The sequence below is a fragment of the Leucobacter sp. HNU genome (assembly GCF_047946755.1).
In the GTDB taxonomy this organism is placed as follows: Bacteria; Actinomycetota; Actinomycetes; order Actinomycetales; family Microbacteriaceae; genus Leucobacter.
Window position 1 is genome coordinate 1 of sequence record NZ_CP178837.1, and the last position, 20,724, is coordinate 20,724.

Annotated in this window: 11 protein-coding genes, 3 rRNA genes and 1 pseudogene; 12 read left to right on the forward strand and 3 right to left on the reverse strand. The window is 66.1% G+C overall.

All coding sequences use genetic code 11. The features are described 5' to 3' along the window. Nucleotides 1-545 precede the first annotated feature (545 nt). From AB3K78_RS00005 to AB3K78_RS00025, 5 genes and pseudogenes are all read left to right on the forward strand, one after another. A 16S ribosomal RNA gene (locus tag AB3K78_RS00005) occupies nt 546-2,068 on the forward strand. A 463-nt stretch (nt 2,069-2,531) separates the two neighbouring features. Then, nucleotides 2,532-5,637: ribosomal RNA gene (locus AB3K78_RS00010) — 23S ribosomal RNA — on the forward strand. Nucleotides 5,638-5,765: 128 nt separating this feature from the next. After that, a 5S ribosomal RNA gene (gene rrf / locus AB3K78_RS00015) occupies nt 5,766-5,882 on the forward strand. Together the 16S, 23S and 5S rRNA genes form the textbook arrangement of a ribosomal RNA operon. Before the next feature lie 353 nt (nt 5,883-6,235). Beyond that, the gene (locus AB3K78_RS00020; RefSeq protein WP_416445052.1) at nt 6,236-7,612 is read left to right on the forward strand and encodes an NAD-dependent succinate-semialdehyde dehydrogenase; all 1,377 of its coding nucleotides are present in this window, start codon (nt 6,236-6,238) and stop codon (nt 7,610-7,612) included. 96 nt (nt 7,613-7,708) lie between these two features. After that, a pseudogene (locus tag AB3K78_RS00025) lies at nt 7,709-11,106 on the forward strand (pyruvate carboxylase). 101 nt (nt 11,107-11,207) lie between these two features. Here AB3K78_RS00025 and AB3K78_RS00030 read toward each other — a convergent pair. Then, entirely contained in the window at nt 11,208-12,059 is an 852-nt protein-coding gene (locus AB3K78_RS00030) for a Sir2 family NAD-dependent protein deacetylase (RefSeq protein WP_416445054.1), read from the reverse strand. After that, nucleotides 12,056-12,556 carry a helix-turn-helix domain-containing protein gene (locus AB3K78_RS00035; RefSeq protein ID WP_416447267.1) on the reverse strand — a complete coding sequence of 167 codons (501 nt, stop codon included), beginning with the start codon at nt 12,554-12,556 and terminating at the stop codon, nt 12,056-12,058. Before AB3K78_RS00035 ends, AB3K78_RS00030 begins: the two co-directional genes overlap by 4 nt. Before the next feature lie 529 nt (nt 12,557-13,085). On the opposite strand from AB3K78_RS00035, the gene AB3K78_RS00040 reads away from it, so the two are divergent. From AB3K78_RS00040 to AB3K78_RS00060, 5 genes are all read left to right on the forward strand, one after another. Beyond that, the gene (locus tag AB3K78_RS00040) at nt 13,086-13,736 is read left to right on the forward strand and encodes a hypothetical protein (protein ID WP_416445056.1); all 651 of its coding nucleotides are present in this window, start codon (nt 13,086-13,088) and stop codon (nt 13,734-13,736) included. A 31-nt stretch (nt 13,737-13,767) separates the two neighbouring features. Continuing rightward, nucleotides 13,768-15,102, forward strand: a complete 1,335-nt coding sequence (gene lysA, locus AB3K78_RS00045) for a diaminopimelate decarboxylase (RefSeq protein ID WP_416445058.1) — start codon at nt 13,768-13,770, stop codon at nt 15,100-15,102. A 90-nt stretch (nt 15,103-15,192) separates the two neighbouring features. Next, a complete protein-coding gene (locus tag AB3K78_RS00050) occupies nt 15,193-16,122 on the forward strand; it encodes an ABC transporter substrate-binding protein (RefSeq protein WP_416445060.1) in 930 nt (309 codons plus the stop codon). Next, complete coding sequence (locus AB3K78_RS00055) at nt 16,119-17,099, forward strand: amino acid ABC transporter permease (RefSeq protein ID WP_416445062.1); 981 nt, start codon at nt 16,119-16,121, stop codon at nt 17,097-17,099. The genes AB3K78_RS00050 and AB3K78_RS00055 overlap by 4 nt, the downstream gene beginning before the upstream one ends. Next, the gene (locus AB3K78_RS00060; protein WP_416445064.1) at nt 17,096-17,926 is read left to right on the forward strand and encodes an amino acid ABC transporter ATP-binding protein; all 831 of its coding nucleotides are present in this window, start codon (nt 17,096-17,098) and stop codon (nt 17,924-17,926) included. The genes AB3K78_RS00055 and AB3K78_RS00060 overlap by 4 nt, the downstream gene beginning before the upstream one ends. Nucleotides 17,927-17,930: 4 nt before the next feature. On the opposite strand, the gene AB3K78_RS00065 is transcribed toward AB3K78_RS00060, so the two are convergent. Further along, nucleotides 17,931-18,632 carry a TetR/AcrR family transcriptional regulator gene (locus tag AB3K78_RS00065; protein WP_416445066.1) on the reverse strand — a complete coding sequence of 234 codons (702 nt, stop codon included), beginning with the start codon at nt 18,630-18,632 and terminating at the stop codon, nt 17,931-17,933. A gap of 140 nt (nt 18,633-18,772) precedes the next feature. Here AB3K78_RS00065 and AB3K78_RS00070 point away from each other — a divergent pair, with 140 nt between their 5' ends. Further along, nucleotides 18,773-20,125, forward strand: coding sequence for a flavin monoamine oxidase family protein (locus AB3K78_RS00070; RefSeq protein ID WP_416445068.1), 1,353 nt, complete (start codon nt 18,773-18,775; stop codon nt 20,123-20,125). 9 nt (nt 20,126-20,134) lie between these two features. After that, complete coding sequence (pyrE, locus tag AB3K78_RS00075; protein ID WP_416445070.1) at nt 20,135-20,689, forward strand: orotate phosphoribosyltransferase; 555 nt, start codon at nt 20,135-20,137, stop codon at nt 20,687-20,689. Nucleotides 20,690-20,724 lie beyond the last annotated feature (35 nt).

Below are 20,724 nucleotides of genomic sequence, written 5' to 3' on the forward strand. Positions count from 1 at the left end.
GGGACACGCGCGGGATGACGTGTGGTGTTGCGGGTGGGGTGGGGTGCGCGTAATGTATTCCCTTGTCAGCGCGACAGTGCGGGACGCGGAAGCGGCTCGGGCGGTTGGCGCGGATGGATCCCTCTGGATCATCGAAACCCCGACTTGTTGTGTCGGCAGGCGCGGTGCTAGAGTGAGGATCCGCTTCTTACCACTACCGGGTGGTTCTGGTTCTTTCGGGGGCTGGGGTTCTGCAGGGCTGTTGTCGTGTGGGTGCTGGTGCTGGCTCGTTTGGGTTGGTTGCTGGTCTGGTTTTGGTGTGGTAAGTTGGAGAGGTTGTCTTTCGGAAAGCTTTGGCGAGTACGGGGGGCGTCTGGTCCTTGAGAACTCAATAGTGTGCACTTGATTGTCAAATGCCAATTTATTATCCCGTCCACTCGCGCCTTTGGGTGTGGGTGAATGGCGATTCCTTTTGGACAAATTGAACGTCAGTAATGATGTTTGTTTTTGTCAGGTCAAACTCGCAGGCTGTCGGCTTATTCCGCTGGTGGTTCTGCATTTGTTTCTTTACGGAGAGTTTGATCCTGGCTCAGGACGAACGCTGGCGGCGTGCTTAACACATGCAAGTCGAACGATGAAGCCCAGCTTGCTGGGTGGAAGAGTGGCGAACGGGTGAGTAACACGTGAGTAACCTGCCCCGAACTCTGGGATAAGCGCTGGAAACGGCGTCTAATACTGGATATGTCCCATCACCGCATGGTGTGTGGGTGGAAAGATTTATCGGTTCGGGATGGACTCGCGGCCTATCAGCTTGTTGGTGAGGTAATGGCTCACCAAGGCGACGACGGGTAGCCGGCCTGAGAGGGTGACCGGCCACACTGGGACTGAGACACGGCCCAGACTCCTACGGGAGGCAGCAGTGGGGAATATTGCACAATGGGCGCAAGCCTGATGCAGCAACGCCGCGTGAGGGATGACGGCCTTCGGGTTGTAAACCTCTTTTAGTAGGGAAGAAGCGAAAGTGACGGTACCTGCAGAAAAAGCACCGGCTAACTACGTGCCAGCAGCCGCGGTAATACGTAGGGTGCAAGCGTTGTCCGGAATTATTGGGCGTAAAGAGCTCGTAGGCGGCTTGTCGCGTCTGCTGTGAAAACCCGAGGCTCAACCTCGGGCCTGCAGTGGGTACGGGCAGGCTAGAGTGCGGTAGGGGAGATTGGAATTCCTGGTGTAGCGGTGGAATGCGCAGATATCAGGAGGAACACCGATGGCGAAGGCAGATCTCTGGGCCGTAACTGACGCTGAGGAGCGAAAGCATGGGGAGCGAACAGGATTAGATACCCTGGTAGTCCATGCCGTAAACGTTGGGAACTAGATGTAGGGACTGTTCCACGGTTTCTGTGTCGTAGCTAACGCATTAAGTTCCCCGCCTGGGGAGTACGGCCGCAAGGCTAAAACTCAAAGGAATTGACGGGGGCCCGCACAAGCGGCGGAGCATGCGGATTAATTCGATGCAACGCGAAGAACCTTACCAAGGCTTGACATATACGAGAACGGGCCAGAAATGGTCAACTCTTTGGACACTCGTATACAGGTGGTGCATGGTTGTCGTCAGCTCGTGTCGTGAGATGTTCGGTTAAGTCCGGCAACGAGCGCAACCCTCGTCCTATGTTGCCAGCACGTTATGGTGGGAACTCATGGGATACTGCCGTGGTCAACACGGAGGAAGGTGGGGATGACGTCAAATCATCATGCCCCTTATGTCTTGGGCTTCACGCATGCTACAATGGCCGATACAAAGGGCTGCGATACCGCGAGGTGGAGCGAATCCCAAAAAGTCGGTCTCAGTTCGGATTGGGGTCTGCAACTCGACCCCATGAAGTCGGAGTCGCTAGTAATCGCAGATCAGCAACGCTGCGGTGAATACGTTCCCGGGCCTTGTACACACCGCCCGTCAAGTCATGAAAGTCGGTAACACCCGAAGCCGGTGGCCTAACCCTTGTGGAGGGAGCCGTCGAAGGTGGGACTGGTGATTAGGACTAAGTCGTAACAAGGTAGCCGTACCGGAAGGTGCGGCTGGATCACCTCCTTTCTAAGGAGCACTCGGAACCCTACGGGGTTCCGCAGAATGGCCAGATCATCACCGAACGTGTGATGCTGGCCGCTCATGGGTGGAACATTCGACAAGACAAGTCTTGATTTTCGTCGCCTGTGCTAGTACGCAGCGTCTTCCTCGTGGAGGGGCTGTTGGAACGCATGGGTGGGGGAGGTCGAGGCTTCCAGGTGCATACTATTGGGTCCTGGAGGACCAGCCGGCTACGCCCTTTTGGGGTGTGGGTGACTGGGTCTCTGACCCTCGTCCGTAAGACGTGTTGCTTGCGGGGGTGGGATCGACCGTACGTTGAGAACTACACAGTGGACGCGAGCATCTTCGAACCAGTACTTGTACTGGTTCTTGAGCTGGACATCGCCTTCGGGTGGTGTCTGCTCACTGGTCAAAAATTTGCTCATGCTGGCCCGTTGGGTTGGTGTGAGCGTTTCTGATACTTATGTGATTTCAAGTTTCGAAGAGCAAACGGTGGATGCCTTGGCATCTGGAGCCGAAGAAGGACGTCGTAATCTGCGATAAGCCTCGGGGAGTTGATAAACGAGCTGTGATCCGAGGATTTCCGAATGGGGAAACCCCGCCAGGGCGCGTGCGTGCCTGGTGACTCCCGCCTGAATATATAGGGCGGGTAGAGGGAACGTGGGGAAGTGAAACATCTCAGTACCCACAGGAAGAGAAAACAACATGTGATTCCGGGAGTAGTGGCGAGCGAAACCGGAAGAGGCTAAACCTAGCGTGTGTGATACCTGGCAGGGGTTGCACGTTGGGGGTTGTGGGACATGCCGTGAGACGCTGCTGAGTCTCGAGCGTGAGAGTGAAGCTATAGGAGAACGCCTTGGAAGGGGCGGCCGGAGAGGGTGAGAGCCCCGTATCTGAAATGGTTTTACCGCGTGGTGTGTATCCCAAGTAGCACGGGGCCCGAGAAATCCCGTGTGAATCTGTCAGGACCACCTGATAAGCCTAAATACTCCCAGATGACCGATAGCGGACTAGTACCGTGAGGGAAAGGTGAAAAGTACCCCGGGAGGGGAGTGAAATAGTACCTGAAACCGTTTGCTTACAATCCGTTGGAGCACCCTTGTAGGTGTGACAGCGTGCCTTTTGAAGAATGAGCCTGCGAGTTAGCGATATGTGGCGAGGTTAACCCGTGTGGGGTAGCCGTAGCGAAAGCGAGTCTGAATAGGGCGGTTCAGTCGCATGTCCTAGACCCGAAGCGAAGTGATCTATCCATGGCCAGGTTGAAGCGACGGTAAGACGTCGTGGAGGACCGAACCCACTTAGGTTGAAAACTGAGGGGATGAGCTGTGGATAGGGGTGAAAGGCCAATCAAACTTCGTGATAGCTGGTTCTCTCCGAAATGCATTTAGGTGCAGCGTTGCGTGTTTCTTGCCGGAGGTAGAGCTACTGGATGGCCGATGGGCCCTACAAGGTTACTGACGTCAGCTAAACTCCGAATGCCGGTAAGTGAGAGCGCAGCAGTGAGACTGTGGGGGATAAGCTTCATAGTCGAGAGGGAAACAACCCAGATCACCAACTAAGGTCCCAAAGCGCGTGCTAAGTGGAAAAGGATGTGGAGTTGCTGTGACAACCAGGAGGTTGGCTTAGAAGCAGCCACCCTTGAAAGAGTGCGTAATAGCTCACTGGTCAAGTGATTCCGCGCCGACAATGTAACGGGGCTCAAGCACGCCACCGAAGTTGTGGCATTCGTACTGAGGCAAGCCTTCGTGGTTCAGCCGTATGGATGGGTAGGAGAGCGTCGTGTGGCGAGTGAAGCGGCGGAGTGATCCAGTCGTGGATGCCACACGAGTGAGAATGCAGGCATGAGTAGCGAAAGACGGGTGAGAAACCCGTCCTCCGGAAGACCAAGGGTTCCAGGGTCAAGCTAATCTGCCCTGGGTAAGTCGGGACCTAAGGCGAGGCCGACAGGCGTAGTCGATGGACAACGGGTTGATATTCCCGTACCGGCGAAGAACCGTCAAACGCTGATCCAGGAGTGCTAAGCAGGTGAAGCATCCTTTGAGCCTTCGGGTTCTGTGGGTGTGGAGGTTGCGAACCCGATCTGGTGAGGTGAGCGTATTAACAGGTGTGACGCAGGAAGGTAGCTGGTCCCGGGCGATGGTTGTCCCGGGCTAAGCATGTAGCCCGTCTCTGAGTAATATTTAGAGGCTTTGGGTGAGATGTGATGGGGACCCGTATGGGGAAGTCAGTGATCCTATGCTGCCGAGAAAAGCATCGACGCGAGGTTTTAGCCGCCCGTACCCCAAACCGACTCAGGTGGTCAGGTAGAGAATACTAAGGAGATCGAGAGAATCGTGGTGAAGGAACTCGGCAAAATGCCCCCGTAACTTCGGGAGAAGGGGGGCCATCCGCTTATACCAACTTGCTTGGGAAAGGGTGTGGTGGCCGCAGAGACCAGTGGGAAGCGACTGTTTACTAAAAACACAGGTCCGTGCTAACACGCAAGTGGACGTATACGGACTGACGCCTGCCCGGTGCTGGAAGGTTAAGAGGAGAGGTTAGACTTCGGTCGAAGCTTTGAATTTAAGCCCCAGTAAACGGCGGTGGTAACTATAACCATCCTAAGGTAGCGAAATTCCTTGTCGGGTAAGTTCCGACCTGCACGAATGGCGTAACGACTTCCCAGCTGTCTCCACCATGAACTCGGCGAAATTGCATTACGAGTAAAGATGCTCGTTACGCGCAGCAGGACGGAAAGACCCCGTGACCTTTACTACAGCTTGGTATTGGTATTCGGTGTGACTTGTGTAGGATAGGTGGGAGACTGTGAAGCGGGCACGCCAGTGTTCGTGGAGTCATTGTTGAAATACCACTCTGGTCATTCTGGATATCTAACTACGGACCCTGATCGGGTCTTGGGACAGTGCCTGGTGGGTAGTTTAACTGGGGCGGTTGCCTCCCAAAAAGTAACGGAGGCGCCCAAAGGTTCCCTCAACCTGGTTGGCAATCAGGTGGCGAGTGTAAGTGCACAAGGGAGCTTGACTGTGAGACTGACAGGTCGAGCAGGGACGAAAGTCGGGACTAGTGATCCGGCAGTGGCTTGTGGAAGCGCTGTCGCTCAACGGATAAAAGGTACCTCGGGGATAACAGGCTGATCTTGCCCAAGAGTCCATATCGACGGCATGGTTTGGCACCTCGATGTCGGCTCGTCGCATCCTGGGGCTGGAGTTGGTCCCAAGGGTTGGGCTGTTCGCCCATTAAAGCGGTACGCGAGCTGGGTTTAGAACGTCGTGAGACAGTTCGGTCCCTATCCGCTGCGCGCGTTGGAAATTTGAGAGGATCTGACCCTAGTACGAGAGGACCGGGTTGGACGAACCTCTGGTGTGCCAGTTGTTCTGCCAAGGGCATGGCTGGTTGGCTACGTTCGGGATGGATAACCGCTGAAAGCATCTAAGCGGGAAGCCGGCCTCGAGATGAGATTTCCGTACACCTTGTGTGTGTGAGGCTCCCAGTAGACGACTGGGTTGATAGGCCAGATGTGGAAGCGCCGTAAGGTGTGGAGCTGACTGGTACTAATAAGCCGATGACTTGATTTACACTTTCAGAATTTCCTGTTGTGATTGTTCGCGTCCACTTTGTGGTTCTTGACGTACGGCCAAGGACCCTGCCGCCAGCCCTTCTTGTGGGGGTGTGGGTGGTGATGGTTTTGGTATGTCAATAGAGTTACGGCGGTTATAGCGTCAGGGAAACGCCCGGTTACATTCCGAACCCGGAAGCTAAGGCTGACTGCGCCGATGGTACTGCACTCGGGAGGGTGTGGGAGAGTAGGACACCGCCGGACCCCTTTTTTGAACGGGGCCAGACTGGTTGGGGAGCGTGAGCTTCCTGACCAGCCTGGCCCCGTTTGTGTTTTCACTGCCCACACGGGTGTCCAGGGGCGGGGGCCCGCGAGTTCTCGCGAGACCCCCGCCCCTGTTCGCGTTTCCGCCTCCGAACCGGCCGGCGGCACTGCGCGGCGAGTCCTCCCGCCGCACCGCTGGGGCCAGTGCTGGCCCGGCCGATCGGGTCACTCTGTCTGCGAGAAGCCCGAAGCCAGGAGCAGCTGAAGGTGCGCTCGACCGTCGAAAGATGCGAGCATAGACCTGACCGGCGACGACGTGGTTCGCCGTGTGGAAGACAGGAAACAGATAGATCATGGCGAAGTATCGAGTTCAAAACCCCGCGACGGGCGAGATTGTCGAGACCTTCGAATCCGCAACCGATGCGCAGGTCGAGCAGCAGCTCGCCTCCGCCGACGCCGCCTATCGCGAGTGGCGGGACCGCAGCGTGCAGGAGCGCGCCGCCGTCGTGAAGCGTGTCGCCGAGATCTTCGCGGAGCGCCGCGAGGAACTCGCCGAGATCATCGCCCTCGAAATGGGCAAGTCGATCGCCGAGAGCCTCGACGAGGTCGACTTCGCGACCGCGATCATCGACTACTACGCCGTCTACGGCCCCGGGCTCATCACCGACTACGAGATCCCCAGCACCATCCCCGGCAAGGCCGTGATGCAGCACCTGCCGCTCGGTGCGCTCCTCGGCGTCATGCCCTGGAACTTCCCCTACTACCAGGTGGCCCGCTTCGCGGCGCCCAACCTCGTGCTCGGGAACACCATCATCCTCAAGCACGCCGACATCTGCGCCAAGTCGAACCTCGTGATCCAGGAGATCATGGAGCAGGCCGGCGTGCCCGTCGGCGGCTACCAGGCGGCGTTCGTCTCCCACGAGCAGATCGCGACCATGATCGCCGACCCCCGCGTGCAGGGCGTCTCCCTCACCGGCTCGGAGCGCGCCGGCGCCATCATCGGCGCTCAGGCCGGCACGCACCTCAAGAAGTGCGTGCTCGAGCTCGGCGGCATCGACCCCATGGTCGTCCTCGACTCCGACGACGTCGCAGGCGTCGCCAAGGCCGCATGGGACTTCCGCACCTACAACGCGGGCCAGGTCTGCAACTCCAACAAGCGCCTCATCGTCATGGCCGACATCTACGACGAGTTCGTCGCCGAGCTGGTGAAGCTCGCCGAGGGCCTCACGCCCGGCGACCAGCTGAACCTGGGCGAGGGCGAGTACGTGCCGCTCTCCACCCGCGCCGCGGCCGAGACCGTGCACGCCCAGGTGCAGCAGGCCGTGTCCGAAGGCGCTCGGGTGCTCGCCGGCGGCGTGCTGTCGGAGGGGCCCGCGGCCTACTATTCCCCGACCGTGCTCGTCGACGTTCCGCGCGAGTCCTCCTCCTACCGCGAGGAGATCTTCGGGCCCGTCGCGACCGTCTACAAGGTGCACAGCGACGAAGAGGCGCTGGAGCTCGCGAACGACTGCGCGCTCGGCCTCGGCGGATCCGTGTTCTCGACCGACGACGCCCGGGCCGCCCGGGTCGCTTCGAAGCTCGAGGTCGGCATGGCGCACGTCAACATCATCGCCGCCGAAGCCGCCGAGATCCCGTTCGGCGGAGTGAAGCGCTCCGGCTTCGGCCGAGAGATGGGCCCCGTCGGAATCGGCGAGTTCGCCAACAAGCGTCTCTACTTCGTCTCGGAGTAGTGCAGCACGACGGCCGCCCCTCGCATGCGCGAGGGGCGGCCGTTTCCCTCAGCAGCCTCCCACCCCGAGGCCCCCGAGAAAGGACCCGCACCACCGATGTTCCGGAAGATCCTGGTCGCCAACCGCGGCGAAATCGCCATTCGCGCATTCCGCGCCGCCTACGAGCTGGGCGCGAAGACCGTCGCCGTGTTCCCCTACGAGGACCGCAACTCCCTGCACCGGCTGAAGGCCGACGAGGCCTACCTGATCGGGACGGAGGGGCATCCCGTCCGGGCCTACCTCGACGTCGCCGAGATCGTGCGGGTCGCGTCGGAGGCGGGCTGCGACGCGATCTATCCCGGCTACGGCTTCCTCTCGGAGAACCCGGAGCTGGCCGCGGCCGCCGAAGCCGCGGGGATCCGCTTCATCGGACCCGGCCGACGTGCGCTCGAGATGGCCGGCAACAAGGTCGCCGCGAAGGAGCACGCGATCGCCGCGGGGGTGCCCGTCCTGCGTTCGACACCGCCGTCGACCGACATCGATGCGCTCGTCGCGGGTGCGCGCGAGATCGGCTTCCCGGTGTTCGCGAAGGCCGTCGCCGGTGGCGGCGGACGCGGGATGCGTCGCGTGGAACGCGAAGAGGACCTCCGCGATGCGCTCGAGAGCGCCATGCGCGAGGCCGAATCGGCGTTCGGCGACGCGACGATGTTCATCGAGCAGGCGGTCCTGCGGCCGCGCCACATCGAGGTGCAGGTGCTCGCCGACCGCACGGGCGCGACCGTCCACCTCTACGAACGCGACTGCTCGGTGCAGCGCCGGCACCAGAAGGTCGTCGAGATCGCTCCCGCACCGAATCTCGACCCCGCGGTGCGCGACGCGCTCACCCGCGACGCGATCGCCTTCGCCGAGTCCATCGGCTACGAGAACGCGGGCACCGTCGAGTTCCTGCTCGACACCGAGGGCGAACGCGCCGGCGAGCACGTGTTCATCGAGATGAATCCTCGCATCCAGGTCGAGCACACCGTCACCGAGGAGGTGACCGATGTCGACCTGGTGCAGGCACAGATGCGGATCGCCGCGGGCGAGACCCTCGCCGAGCTGGGGCTCACGCAGGATCGCATCCAGCTGCGGGGCGCGGCGCTGCAGTGCCGCATCACCACCGAGGATCCCGCCAACGGATTCCGACCCGATCTCGGCCGCATCACGGCCTACCGTTCTCCGGGCGGCGGCGGTGTGCGCCTCGACGGCGGCACCATCAACCCGGGCGCCCACATCAGCCCCCACTTCGATTCGATGCTGGCGAAGCTCACCTGCCGCGGCCGCGACTTCGCCGGCGCGGTCGGCCGTGCCGAGCGGGCGCTCGCCGAGTTCCGCATCCGCGGCGTCTCGACCAACATCCCGTTCCTGCAGGCCGTCCTCGCCGATCCCGCGTTCCGCGCCGGGGACGTGTCGACGTCCTTCATCGAGGAGCGGCCCGAGCTGCTGACGCTCAACAAGCCGAAGGACCGGGCAACCCGCGTCCTGCAGTACCTCGCCGACGTCACGGTGAACCAGCCGAACGGCGAGCGCCCGGGCGCCGTCGAACCCCGCGTCAAGCTGCCCGTCGTCGACCTCGACGCCCCGGTGCCCGCGGGCTACCGTCAGCGCCTGCTCGAGCTCGGTCCCGACGCCTACGCGAAGAGCCTGCGCGAGCAGACGGCCCTGGCCGTCACCGAGACCACCTTCCGCGATGCGCACCAGAGCCTGCTCGCGACACGGGTGCGGACCCGGGATCTCCTCGCCGTGGCGCCGCACGTCTCACGCCTCACTCCGCAGCTGTGGTCGGTGGAGGCCTGGGGCGGTGCGACCTACGACGTGGCCCTGCGGTTCCTCGGCGAGGACCCGTGGGACCGCCTCGCAGCGCTCCGCGAGGCGCTGCCGAACGTGCCGATCCAGATGCTGCTGCGCGGCCAGAACACGGTCGGCTACACCCCGTACCCGGAATCCGTCGCGCGCGCGTTCGTGCGCGAGGCCGCGGAGACCGGCGTCGACGTGTTCCGCATCTTCGACGCGCTCAACGACGTGAAGCAGATGCGCGTCGCCATCGACGCGGTGCGCGAGTCGGGAACCGCCGTCGCCGAGGTCGCGATGGCCTACACCGGCAACCTGCTCGACCCGCGAGAAGACAAGTACACCCTCGACTACTATCTGCGCCTGGCCGACGAGATCGTCGGGGCCGGAGCGCACGTCCTCGCCATCAAGGACATGGCCGGCCTGCTGCGTCCGGCCGCGGCGGCGAAGCTCGTCCGCGCGCTGCGCGAGCGGTTCGACCTGCCGGTGCACCTGCACACCCACGACACCCCGGGCGGCCAGCTCGCGACCCTGCTCGCCGCGTCCGCGGCGGGCGTCGACGCGGTCGACGCCGCCTCCGCGCCGATGTCGGGCACCACGAGCCAGCCGTCGCTGTCGGCGCTCGTCGCGGCCCTCGCCGATACCGAGCGGGACACGGGGCTGTCGCAGGACGCGGTGTTCGCGCTCGAACCCTACTGGGACGCGGTACGCACGCTCTACAAGCCCTTCGAGTCGGGGCTTCCCTCGCCGACCGGTCGGGTCTACGCGCACGAGATCCCCGGCGGTCAGCTCTCGAACCTCCGGCAGCAGGCCATCGCGCTCGGCCTGGCCGAGAACTTCGAGAAGATCGAAGACATGTACGCGGCGGCCGACCGGATCCTCGGACGGATCCCGAAGGTCACGCCCTCGTCGAAGGTCGTCGGCGATCTCGCACTGCACCTCGCTGCGGTCGACGCCGACCCCGCCGACTTCGAGCAGAATCCGCAGAGCTACGACGTGCCGGACTCGGTCGTGGGCTTCCTCTCGGGCGAGCTCGGCGAGATCCCGGGCGGTTGGCCCGAGCCGTTCCGCTCCAAGGTGCTCGCCGGGCGCCAGGTGCGGCCCGAGACCGCGAGCGTCTCGGCCGAGGACTCGGCGCTGCTCGACGGCGACAGCGCCGAGCGCCGCGACGCGCTCAACCGACTGCTCTTCCCGCAGCCGACCGCGCAGTTCCAGGCGGCCCGCGAGAGCTTCGGGGACCTGTCGATCCTCGACACCGGGGACTACCTGTACGGTCTCGATTCGGGCACCGAGCACGCGGTCGACCTGGCCAAGGGGTCCGCCTCTACGTCGGGCTCGAGGCGATCGGCGACGCCGACGACAAGGGCGTGCGCACGGTCATGGTGCGGGTCAACGGCCAGCTGCGTCCCGTGTTCGTGAAGGACGAGCGGGTCGCCGTCTCGGCCCCGGTCGCCGAGAAGGCCGACCGGACCGTGCCGGGACAGATCGCGGCGCCGTTCTCGGGCACCGTGACGGTAAAGGTCGCCGTCGGCGACCGCGTCGAGGCCGGGCATCCGGTCGCGGTCATCGAGGCGATGAAGATGGAAGCGGCGATCACGGCGCCCGTGACGGGCACCGTGTCGCGGATCGTGTTCTCGGGGGCGCGCTCCGTCGAAGCGGGCGACCTGATCGTCGTCGTCGAGTAGCGCGAGAGGCCGGCTTCGGAAGGAGAACCGGGTTCAGGAGGACGATTCGGATCGGATCCTCCTGCTGATCCCGAATCTCCTTCCGAACCAGACCCGAACCGTCAGAGCAGCCGCGCGGCGAGGCCCGAGAGGGTCTCGCTCACCCCGCCCTCGATGCGGACGCTCGCGCGCGCGTCCGCCGCGGTGGGCCCGCGGTTGATCACGCCGATGGGGATCTCGCGCCGGGTGGCCCGGTGCACGAGCCGTACCCCGGTGTTCACCGCGAGCGACGAGCCCGCGATCAGCAGGCCCGTGGCGTCGGCGAGCAGGGACTCGGCCGCCGCGAAGACCTCGCGCGGCACGTGCTCGCCGAAGTAGACGACGTCGGGTCGCAGCATGCCGCCGCAGGCGGGGCAGACCGGCACGACCACGTCCGCGACCCCGTCGACCTCCGCGTCGCCGTCCGGCGCGATCCGAGCATCCGCGTTCGCTTCCGCGAACCCCGGGTTCGCGGTGTCGAACCAGGCGAGCACCTCGGCCCGGCTCCAGCGGTGCCCGTGCTCCACGCAGCGGATCGTCGCCCCGCTGCCGTGCAGCTCGACCACCCGCCGGGCGCCCGCCCGCTGGTGGAGCCCATCGACGTTCTGCGTCGCGATCCCCGTGAGCATCCCGGCGGCCTCGAGCGCGGCCGCGGCCCGGTGCCCGGTGTTCGGCTCGACGTGCAGCGCGTCGAATCCGACGCGGGCACCGGCCCAGAAGCGCCGACGATACGACTCGTCGTGCAGATACTGATCGATGCGCATCGGGTTGCGCGGCGGGGAATCGGGTCCGCGGTAGTCGGGGATGCCCGAGTCGGTGCTGATCCCGGCTCCGGTGAGCAGCAGCGCGGGGCCTTCGGCGAACACGGAGGCGAGCGCGTCGAGCGCGAGCGACGCGTCGGCGGGATCGGACGACGGGGTGAACCAGACGGTCATGCGGCGACTCCTTCGCTGCGCAGCTGCAGCCAGATGGTCAGCAGCGTATCCGGATCCTCGAGCGGGATCCCGTGCGTGCGCTCGGCGCGCCGCAGCCGAGCGCGCACGGTGTTCTCGTGCACCCCGAGATCCGCGGCCGTGCGCGCGACGTTCCCGAAGCGCTGGCACCAGGCCAGCAGGGTTTCGGCGACCGCGAGGTCGGTGTCGACGAGCTCCCGGATCCGGGGAGCCGCAGCTCGGGTTCGGCGGCGAACAGTTCGGCGCTGCGCTCGAACACCAGCAGCGGACGCAGCCGGGCGGCGGTGAGCACCCGGTCGGGCACGGCCCAGTGCTCCGCGGTGGCGAACAGGCGATCCGCGGCGGCGCGGCGCGGCGCGACCTCGACGGGCCGGTGCACGATGCCGGGCGCGGCGATCGCGGTGCCCGTGTCGAGCAGGCGGTCGAGGATCGGGAGCAGCGGCTCCGCCAGGCGGAGCGCGGCGGCCAGGTCGTCGCAGGAGAAGAGCGCGTAGACCCGACCGCCGTGGGCGACCGTGACCACCTCGGGGCGATGGACCGCGAGGTGCCGCTGCACGGTGGAGCGCAGCTGGGCGAGCCGCGTGGGATGATCGCTCGCCGCCCGGCCCTCCGCGCTGCCGGGCCCACCGGGGTCGAAGCCGAGCAGCGCGGCCCCGCGCTCCTCGGGGATCCCGAGCTCGGCGAACTCCGAACCCACGACCCCGGTGCCGGTGAGGAGCGCCCGCAGGCGGTTCTCGCGGGGGATCCGTCCCGCGTCGCGCACCCGCAGGTCGTTGAGCATGTGCGCGGCCGCCACCGCGGCCGCGCTCCGCACGCGATGGATCTGCGCCTCGGTGATCGGAGCATCACCCGTGGGGTCGATCGCCCAGATCGTGCCGAGCGGCAGGGCGCCGGCCCGGATCGCGGTGACGACCCGGGGAGCTCCTCGCCGAGCTGCGGGTACTTGATCGGGACCTCCGAGCGGACGGCGGTGCGGTACTGGTCGTCGTTGAACGGGGAGTCGGGAACGTGCCGTGCCAGGATCCCCTGCGTGCGGAACGGGTCGATGGCCTGGCCGGGAACCGAGGAGTAGGCGATGATCCGCCGGCCGAGATCCTCGATCGCGACCGAGCCGCCGAAGAACTCGGCCAGCTCGTTCGCGAGCGCGAAGAGCGGCTCGGCGCCGCGGTCGAGATGCGCGTCGTCGGTGCGGCGCTGCTCGCCGAGCTGCTGCGAGATGAGCGCCTCGAACAGCCGCCAGCCCACCCGTTCGCGCACCCGAACGAACGGGATGCCGCTCGTCTCAGCGATCGCCGCGAGGGTGCCCGCCTCGGCATCGCGGCACTTGAGCGCGATCGCGGCGTAGCGCGCGGTCGCCGCGGCGGTCGCGATGGAGCTGAGCTCCGCGGTCGTGAGGGCCGAGCCGGACGGGATGAGCAGGATCGCCCCCGGTTCGTCGGGCAGGTCGTCGAGCGCGTCGTAGAACTCGGTGCCCAGCACCTCGCGCTCCGTGTCGGCCGGGCCGAGGAGCTCGGCGCTCTGCGGTCCGAGGTGGACGAGCAACCCGTGCAGCGTGACCGTGAGATGCGGCTCCATCACGGGAAGAGATGGAGAAATACCTGCATTCATGTCTCCAATCTATGCGATATCGACACGATCCGGCGAAGGTTCTCGCCGTAGGCTCGACCCCATCGACCAGACAGGAGACGCCGTGAACGCGCACCAGGACCCGCAGACCTCGCTCGACCAGCCGTCGCCCCAGGGCACCCGCCTCGGCGAGCTGTGGAGCATCCTCCCCGAGGAGTCCTCGCGCGTCGACGGAGCCGAGGGCGGTGAGCTCGCGATCGGCGGGATCCCCGTCACCCGCCTGGTGGAGGAGTACGGTACCCCGCTGCAGATCTTCGACGAGACCGGTCTCCGCCGCCAGGTGCGCCGCTTCGTCGACGGCCTGCACGAGCGCTGGCCGGACTCCGAGGTGCTGTTCGCCTCGAAGTCGCTGCCCGTCGTGGGCATGTACGCACTCGCGCAGGAGGAGGGCCTCTCGATCGACGTGGCCGGCGGCGGAGAGCTGCAGCTCGCGCTCGCCGCAGGCGTCGACCCCGCCCGGCTGCACTTCCACGGCAACGCGAAGAGCGATGCCGAACTGCGCATGGCGCTCGACGCGGGCATCGGCACGATCATCGTCGACAACGACGACGAGATCACCCGGCTGGAGCGGCTCCTGACGAAGCCGCAGAAGCTGCTGCTGCGGGTGATCCCCGGCGTCGACGCCAAGACCCACGCCTCGCAGGCGACGGGCGGCCTCGACTCGAAGTTCGGCCTGCCCATGGACCAGGCCGCCCAGGCGATCGCGCGCATGCAGGCGCATCCCCTCATGGAGTTCGAGGGCGTGCACCTGCACATCGGCTCGCAGATCCTCGACACCGAGCAGTTTGCCGAGGCCGTCGAGAAGATCTCGACGGCGGGCACCTTCGGCACCTACGACGTGGGCGGCGGGCTCGGCGTCAAGTACACCTACGACGAGGTCGCGCCGAGCGTCGAGTCCTACCTCGACGCGATCGTGGAGGCCGCCCGCGCGAATCTTCCCGAGGGCGCACGGATCATGATCGAGCCGGGCCGCTCGCTCGTCGCACGCGCCGGCGTCTCCGCCTACCGCGTCGTGACCGTCAAGCACACGGGCAAGACCTTCGTCGCGGTCGACGGCGGCCTCGCCGACCTCATCGACATCGCGCTCACCGAGCAGCGCTACGAGCCGGTGCTCGCCAACCGTCTCGACGAGGCGTGGATCGAGACCGCTCAGGTGGTCGGCCGCCAGTGCGAGTCCGGCGACCTGCTCGTCGACCGCGCGCAGCTGCCGCCCGCCCGTGTCGGCGACGTGCTCGTGATGGCGACCACCGGCGCCTACTCCTACACCATGGCGAACAACTACAACGGTGCGCTCAAGCCGGCCATCGTGTTCGTGCGCGACGGCGAGGCGCGCCTCGTCGCCCGACGGGAGACCTACGAGGACCTCCTCGCACTGCACGCGCCGGCGCTCGCCGGATAAGACCTCGGGGTCGGGCTCAGGCCCGGCCCCGTTTCCATTGCGGCTCCGGCCGCGCCCTGACCATCCTCCAATGAAGAAGGACCTGTCATCATGCGCAAGCACGTCACCCTGACCCTCATCGGCGCGGCCGCCGTCTCGGCCCTGCTGCTCACCGGCTGCTCGGGCGGAGGTGGGGGAGCCGACACCGGCAAGCCGAACCTCCCGCAGGGCGACGAGGTCAGCACCAAGGTCGATCCCTCGCTGAAGAAACTGCTGCCCGAGGACATCCGGAAGAAGGGGTCGATCGACATCGCGGTCGATATCCCCTTCCCGCCGCTCTCCGCCTACGACAAGGACAATCGGGAGATCGGCTTCGACCCCGAGCTCGGGCGCCTGCTCGGTCAGAAGCTCGGCGTCGACGTCGTGCTGTCGAAGCAGGCGTTCGACAGCGTGATCCCGTCGATGCAGGCCAAGAAACACGACATCATCATGAGCGGCATGAACGACACCCCCGAGCGGGAGCAGACGATCACCTACGTCGACTACACGCACGGCGGGTTCGCGATCCTGGTGAAGCCGGGCAACCCGAAGAAGATCACCGGACAGAGCGCGCTCTGCGGGAAGACGGTGTCGGTGCAGAAGTCCACGATCCAGGGCGAGCTGCTGCGCGCGACGAAGTGCAGCGGGGCGCCCGTCACCGTGATGGAGCTGCCGACCGACCTCGACGCGCTGACCGCGCTGCGCGCCGGCAAGAGCGACGCCTACTCGGCCGACGCGGTCGTGGCCGACTACGTCGCCGCGACGACCGACGACGGCAAGGCCTACGAGATCGTCCGGGATCCCGAGAACCCGGCCGGGTTCAACCCGGTCTACAGCGGCATCGGCGTACTGAAGAGCAACACCCAGCTCGTCGACGCCATCCAGAAGGCGCTGCAGGCCCTCATCGACGACGGCAGCTACCAGAAGGTGCTCGAGCGCAACCACATGGAGGCGTACGGCGTGAAGAGCGCCGAGATCAACCAGGGCGGGAAGACCCAGTGACCGTCGCCGCACCCGCAGCGGGATCGCTGCAGCTGAGCACCGAGGACGACGTCGACGCGATCCCGCTCCGCCACCCGTGGCGCTGGGTCGGCGCGGTCGCCGTGATCCTGGTGCTGGCCTTCCTCCTGTACTCGGTCGGGACGAACCCCAACCTCGACTTCGCGACCGTGGGCACCTTCGTGTTCGATCCGCGGATCCTGGCCGGTGTCGGTCTGACGGTGCTCATCACGCTCGTCTCCATGGTCGTCTCGACGCTGCTCGCCGTGCTGGTCGCGGCGATGCGGCTCTCGAAGAACCCCGTGCTCTCGGGCGTCGCCTGGTTCTACGTCTGGGTGTTCCGCGGGACCCCGCAGATCGTGCAGATCGTGCTCTGGGGATACCTGGGGCTGCTCTACGAGAAGCTGACGCTCGGGATCCCGTTCACCGACGTCGTCTTCTGGCAGGTGAACACCAACGACCTCATCAATGCGTTCGTCGCGGGCACGCTCGCCCTGACGTTGAACCAGGCCGCCTACTCCTCGGAGATCGTCCGCGCGGGCATGCTGTCGGTCGACGAAGGGCAGCGGGAGGCCGCGTACTCGCTGGGCATGTCTCCCGTGTACACGTTCCGCCGGGTGCTGCTGCCGCAGGCGATGCGCGTGATCATCCCCCCGATGGGCAACGAGACGATCTCGATGCTGAAGAACACCTCGCTGCTCATGGTGATCGCGGTCCCCGAGGTCTACACCGCGGCGACCATGATCTCGGCCCAGAACCTCAAGCAGGTCGAGCTGCTGATCGTCGCGAGCATCTGGTACCTGATCATGACCACGATCCTCTCGGTGCCGCAGTACTACCTGGAGCGCCGCTTCGGCCGCGGTTCCACCCGCACCCTGCCGCCCACGCCGTTCCAGCGGTTCCGGGCGATGCTCGATCGTCGCAGGCCGGGCCCGGCGCCGGCGCCCGCGACGCAGATGACGGAGGTGATCGGCGAATGAGCCCGATCGAGAATCAGACCATCGAGGCGTCCAGCGCCGCGGGCGAGCCCGGAGCGCTTCCGCCGTCCGACGCCCTCGTGCAGATCCGGCGGGTCCGCAAGAGCTTCGGTGCGCACCAGGTGCTGCGCGACGTCTCGCTCCAGGTGCCCGCCGGAACGGTGACGGTCCTGCTCGGGCCGTCGGGCTCGGGCAAGTCGACGCTGCTGCGCTGCGTCAACCACCTCGAGACGATCGACGGCGGCCGGATCATCGTGGACGGCGAGCTGATCGGCTACCGTCAGTCGGGGCACCGGATCCACGAGATGACGCCGAAGCAGATCGCGAAGCAGCGACGCGGCATCGGCATGGTGTTCCAGAAGTTCAACCTGTTCCCGCACATGACCGCGCTCGAGAACGTGGTCGAGGCACCCGTCGGCGTCGTGGGCCGGGCTCGGCCCCTCGCCCGGCAGCGGGCGATGGACCTGCTCGCTCGGGTCGGGCTCGAGGACTTCGCCGGCCACTACCCGGCGCAGCTCTCGGGCGGCCAGCAGCAGCGCGTCGCCATCGCGAGGGCGCTCGCCATGGACCCGAAGCTCATGCTGTTCGACGAGCCCACCTCGGCGCTCGATCCCGAACTCGTCGGCGACGTGCTCGACGTGATGCGGGAGCTGGCCCGCGACGGGATGACCATGATCGTGGTGACGCACGAGATCGGCTTCGCTCGCAGCGTCGCCGATCAGGTCGTGTTCATGGACGGCGGCGTGGTCGTCGAAGCGGGCCCGCCCGCCGAGGTGATCGATGCGCCGCAGCGCCAGCGCACTCGGAACTTCCTCGAGAGCGTGATGTAGCGCTTCAGCGCCCGCCGCCCCAGCGCACCTGGAGACCGGTGAGCATGGCATCGAGACCGAGTTGGAAGACGAGGTCGTGCTCGTGCTCGCCGGTCTCCCGCACGAGTGCGGCGAACGCCGCCTGAGTGTCGCCGAGCGCGGGGGTCCCGGCGTTCGGCTCGGGCTCGTAGACGTTCTCGGGACCGGCCGAGTCGAGGGCCGCGCCGAAGATGAACGTCTCGATCGCGCTGAGCGACGGGATGATGCTGCGGTCGTACCAGCCCGCCGAACGGAATGCGGCGACGATCCGCTGGTACATGCGCGAGGTGTTCGCGGTCTGCGAGACGGGGACCGCGACGATGAGGTCGACGAGTCGCGGGCGGGCGCGGAGGAAGCGCAGGTAGCTCCAGGCCCACTGCGCGAGCGCATCGCGCAGGGAGACGGTGCCGAACCCGCCGATGTTCAGGTGGCCGCTGATCTCCTCCTGCACCCACGCCAGCACGGTGCTGCGGGAATCGGCGTGGTGGTAGAGCGCGCCGGGCGAGACGCCGAGCCGTTCGGCGAGCGACCTCATGGTGAGGCGATGCAGGCCGTCCGATTGGATCAGGGCGAGCGCCGCCGCGGTGATCCGATCGCGGTCGAGCCGGGCGACGCGCGGCCGACCCCGACCCCGGGAATTGAACACGGGCGGATTCGCGTCCGCGGTATCGGCGTCGTCCTCGACCATGAGCGCAAGGATATCGGCGGTCGTCGGACCGCATAAATGAACAGGACGGGTGTATTTCGGGCCAGGGACCCGCTGGACGCGCACACTGGTGCGAACGGCTCGCCGAACCGGCGACCCGCGAACCTGAGGAAGGGCAGCTCATGGAGCACATCGAAACCGACGTCGTCGTCATCGGAGCGGGCGTCGCCGGCCTCACCGCCGCGCACCGCCTGCGTCAGTCGGGCCGGGAGGTCGTCGTGCTGGAGGCGCGGGATCGCGTCGGCGGGCGGGTCAAGTCGGACCTGTCGAACGGTTTCCTCGTCGAGGTCGGCGGGCAGTGGGTCGCGCCCGACCAGGAGCGGCTCATCGCGCTCATCGAGGAGCTGGGGCTCGAGACCTTCGCGCGCTACCGGGACGGCGACGAGATCTACATCGACCGCGCCGGCACCCGGATCCGCCACGCCACGGACCTGCCGCCGCTCGCCGCGGGCACGATCGCCGAGATCGAGCGGCTGAGCGACCAGCTCGACGCGCTCTCGAAGGAGGTCGATCCATTCGAGCCCTGGACCCACCCGCGCGCGGCCGAGTTCGATGCGGTGTCGTTCGACGCCTGGCTGCGCGCGAACACCGACGACGACGATGCGGTGGCGTTCGTCGCCCCGTTCGTCTCCGGCGGCATGCTGACGAAGCCGGCGGAGGCGTTCTCGCTGCTCGCCGCACTCGTGATGGCGGCGAGCGCCGGCGGGTTCACCGACCTCGCGGATCTCGACCTCGTGCTCAACGAGCGCGTGCTCGGCGGCATGCACAACGTGCCGTTCCGTCTCGCCGAGGAGGTGGGCGCGGAGCGGATCCGCTTGGGCGCCGATGTGCGTTCGGTGGTGCACGGGGCCGGAGGCGTGACCGTCACGAGCTCGGGCGTCACGGTGCGTGCGCGAGAGGCGATCGTCGCGCTCGGACCGCACCTCGTCTCGCGCATCGACTTCGAACCCCCGCTGCCCGGGCGCAAGGCGCAGATGCTGCAGCAGTTCTCGATGGGCAGCGTGATCAAGGTGCAGGCGTTCTACGACGAGCCGTTCTGGCGTGCCGAAGGGCTCTCGGGCAGCACCTACGGTCCGCACGAGATCGTGCACGAGGTGTACGACAACACGGCGCCCGACTACGCGGGCGGCACGCTCGTCGGCTTCGTCTCGGACCGCCAGGCCGATGCGATGCTGGCGCTCGACCCGGCCGCGCGCCGCGAGGCGATCCTCGGGTCCTTCGCCCGATACTTCGGGGAGCGGGCGCTCGAGCCGGCCTACTACACCGAGAGCGATTGGATCGACGAGGAGTACACGCGCGGCGCCTACGGCACGAGCCCCGGCATCGGCGGGATCACCCGCTACGAGGAGCTGGTGCGGTCGTCGGTCGGGCCGGTCCACTTCGCCTGCTCCGACATCGCGGGCCTCGGATACACCCATATCGACGGTGCGATCCGCATGGGGGAGCGCGCGGCCGTGCTGGCGTCCGCGCAGTAGAATCGCAGCATGTCCGACGCGCGCAGCCAGCTCATCGAGCTCATCAAGACCGAGGCCGTGTTCCACGGCGACTTCACGCTCACGAGCGGCAAGAAGGCCACCTACTACATCGATCTCCGCAAGCTGAGCCTCGACCATCGTGCGGCCCCGCTCATCGGCCAGGTCATGCTCGACCTGATCGACGACGTCGACGGCGTCGTCGCGGTCGGCGGGCTCACCATGGGCGCCGACCCGATCGCGTCGGCGATCATGCACCAGGGTGTGGCGCGCGGCGAGGTCTACGACTCGTTCGTGGTGCGCAAGGAGCCGAAGGATCACGGTCGCGGTCGCCAGGTCGAGGGCCCCGACCTCGCGGGCAAGCGCGTGATCGTGGTGGAGGACACCTCGACCACGGGCGGGTCGCCGCTCAAGGCCATCGAGGCGCTCGAGAAGGTCGGTGCCGAGGTCGCGGCGGTCGCCGTGGTCGTCGACCGCCAGGCGCCCGCGAAGGAGCGCATCGAGGCCGCTGGCTACGAGTACCGCTACGCGATCGGCCTCTCCGATCTGGGGCTCGATCCCCAGTAGCCCGAGGTCTCGCGGCGCCCTGGCGGTGCGCCGCT

Bases quoted from the DNA above. Each gene is read 5' to 3' on its own strand.
- AB3K78_RS00020 (WP_416445052.1), top strand. From the start codon at position 6,236: ATGGCGAAGTATCGAGTTCAAAACCCCGCGACGGGCGAGATTGTCGAG.
- AB3K78_RS00030 (WP_416445054.1), bottom strand. From the start codon at position 12,059: ATGACCGTCTGGTTCACCCCGTCGTCCGATCCCGCCGACGCGTCGCTC.
- AB3K78_RS00050 (WP_416445060.1), top strand. From the start codon at position 15,193: ATGCGCAAGCACGTCACCCTGACCCTCATCGGCGCGGCCGCCGTCTCG.
- AB3K78_RS00060 (WP_416445064.1), top strand. From the start codon at position 17,096: ATGAGCCCGATCGAGAATCAGACCATCGAGGCGTCCAGCGCCGCGGGC.
- AB3K78_RS00065 (WP_416445066.1), bottom strand. From the start codon at position 18,632: ATGGTCGAGGACGACGCCGATACCGCGGACGCGAATCCGCCCGTGTTC.
- AB3K78_RS00070 (WP_416445068.1), top strand. From the start codon at position 18,773: ATGGAGCACATCGAAACCGACGTCGTCGTCATCGGAGCGGGCGTCGCC.
- pyrE (WP_416445070.1), top strand. From the start codon at position 20,135: ATGTCCGACGCGCGCAGCCAGCTCATCGAGCTCATCAAGACCGAGGCC.